The sequence below is a fragment of the Microvirga sp. GN3 genome (assembly GCF_055792825.1).
Window position 1 is genome coordinate 1 of the sequence record NZ_JBVVAK010000359.1, and the last position, 1,681, is coordinate 1,681.

Here is a 1,681-nt window from a genome sequence, read left to right on the forward strand (position 1 = left end):
GAATGCGGTGACGGCGAGCGGTATTGGCTTTGAACGGCACGGGAGACCTCCGGCAGGAAGGACACAGGCCTCCTATATCAGCCGGTTCCGGTTACCAACCCACCTATCCATGCAACAAGGCGGTGAATGAGTACTGAATGCTGGCATTAAGCTTTCGTAATGTTGCCGGGCTGGTGGATCCGAGGCAAATAGCGGGGGAAATGGGTTGGACCCAGCTCTTGAACCGGAGTCATTCTAACCCCACATGCCAATTCTCGGGGTCCGGGCCCCTCTGGTAGTCTTCTATAGGCTGCGATGTCGGACTCTCTCACCTGAGGAGCGCCATGATGTGCGCTCCGCATCTGGGAGACCACTGTGACGCCTTATTCATACGCATCTCCTTTCAATGGCACCTCCTTCCGCGCCACCGAGACGCGGGTACGGCTTGATACGCTTGCACGGGTTCTCGACAGCGCCATCCGTGTGCCAGGAACCAACATCCGCTTTGGCGCCGACGCGCTGCTGAACCTGATCCCTGGCATCGGAACGCTGACCTCCAAAGGCATGGCGGCCTACCTGATCTGGGAGGCGCGACGCGTTGGCGTGCCGACCGGGACGCTCCTGCGCATGGTTGGCAATGTCGGTGTTGACTTCGCTATCAGCGCGGTTCCGGTTGTGGGCTGGGTCGGTGACGTGTTCTACCGCTCAAACCTGCGCAACATGGCGCTTCTGCGTGATCACCTCGACCGAGTCCATCTGGGGCCGAACACCTTCCAGAGATGACAGTGCTCAGGAAGAGGATCGGGGCCGGCGGCTACCCTCGTATCTCAGCCAGAACTCTGCCGTTCAGAAAGCATCGCAATGAACAACCACAACACCGCACCCAGCTTTCGCAATTTTGCGATAGCCGCTGCGGTCATGTCCCTGCTGTCGATGTTCTATTTTCAGAGCACGGCGGGACCGCAACCTGATCAACTCCCCTACTCCGCGTTCGTCACGGCCGTCGAGCAAGGAGAGATCCGCTCCGCCACCATCCAGGGGCAGGAGGTGATCGCCGAGCGTTCAGCCGGCGGCATCGTCACGACCTACGTTCCGCAAGGTGCCGGGCTCATCGCCCAGCTGCAGCAGAAGGGTGTCGTGATCAAAGCCGAGCCGCCGCCGCAGCCGAGCCTGCTCGGCAGTCTGCTGCTGTCGCTGTTGCCGTTTGCGTTGATGATCGGTATCGTCGTCTGGCTGTCGCGCAACGCCATGAACAAGCAGGGTGGCGGCGGTCTGATGTCCATCGGCAAGTCCAAGGCGAAGCTGCTGACGGAGGCGCATGGCCGCGTCACTTTTGACGATGTCGCCGGCATCGACGAGGCCAAGGAAGATCTGCAGGAGGTCGTGGAGTTCCTGCGCGACCCGCAGAAGTTCCAGCGTCTCGGCGGCCGCATTCCGCGCGGCGTGCTGCTGGTCGGCCCTCCCGGTACCGGTAAGACCCTGACCGCCCGCGCGGTGGCGGGTGAAGCCAACGTGCCGTTCTTCACCATCTCGGGTTCCGACTTCGTCGAGATGTTCGTCGGCGTGGGTGCCTCCCGCGTGCGCGACATGTTCGAGCAGGCGAAAAAGAACGCCCCCTGCATCATCTTCATCGACGAGATCGACGCGGTCGGCCGCCATCGCGGCGCCGGCTTAGGCGGTGGCAACGACGAGCGTGAGCAGA

Annotated in this window: 2 protein-coding genes; both read left to right on the plus strand. The window is 62.0% G+C overall.

Annotation, left to right across the window (positions count from 1 at the left end; translation table 11 throughout):
* The first annotated feature begins 354 nt into the window (after positions 1 to 354).
* The gene (locus ACS5Q1_RS47775) at positions 355 to 762 is read left to right on the plus strand and encodes a DUF4112 domain-containing protein (protein ID WP_473104765.1); all 408 of its coding nucleotides are present in this window, start codon (positions 355 to 357) and stop codon (positions 760 to 762) included.
* A gap of 78 nt (positions 763 to 840) precedes the next feature.
* Positions 841 to 1,681: ATP-dependent metallopeptidase FtsH/Yme1/Tma family protein (locus ACS5Q1_RS47780; protein ID WP_473104766.1), on the plus strand; the 841-nt coding region annotated here is incomplete at its 3' end.